Source organism: Bartonella sp. SD1336NMGDW (genome assembly GCF_042193565.1).
In the GTDB taxonomy this organism is placed as follows: Bacteria; Pseudomonadota; Alphaproteobacteria; order Rhizobiales; family Rhizobiaceae; genus Bartonella; species Bartonella grahamii.
This window is the reverse complement of sequence record NZ_JBHILW010000107.1, coordinates 1-557: the sequence shown is the minus strand read 5'-3', so window position 1 is coordinate 557 and position 557 is coordinate 1. Positions and strand designations below refer to the sequence as shown.

The following is a 557-nucleotide window of genomic DNA, read 5'->3' as shown; positions in this document are numbered from 1 at the left end:
GCCAATATCCGTGGTCTGTCACTCATTCAAGTTTCTGGAAAAGCAGAAGAAAACTCTTTCAAACTTGTAAATGGCTACACCACAAGAGGTGGTTTACCAGATATGTATACACTACGTGCCTATGGACCAGACTCAAGCCAAGGCAAAGCCAATATTGCGCAGAACCTGTTTGATGAAAAGAATGAAAATTTCTGGGATTTCCGTTTGCAACCAGAACTGCTTGGAAATGGTTCTGGTTCTGGCTCTGGTTCAACTCCTGATCCTGAAACAAATATCCCTGCCGTTGCCCCTGTACCACAAACTGCAAGCTATTTGGTCATGCCAAATGCTCTCTTCTACAGTGGATTAACCGATATGGCTAAACAAAACGCGCTCTTAGCCAATATCAGAACATCCGTCTTAGGAAAAGAAGAGGAAAAACAAACCGGTTTCTTCCTCTATACTTACGGAAACACAGGAACTTTATCTTCTGAGCGTGGTCCTCTCAAATATGGTTATGGCGCTGATATCCGCTATGCTGCTCTCCAAGCCGGTGTCACATTAGCAGCAATTGAAGG

At 44.0% G+C, this 557-nt stretch carries 1 pseudogene; it reads left to right on the top strand.

Annotated elements, in window-relative coordinates:
* Window positions 1-557 (top strand): annotated as a pseudogene (locus tag ACFIKH_RS09405) (autotransporter outer membrane beta-barrel domain-containing protein); the annotation flags it as partial.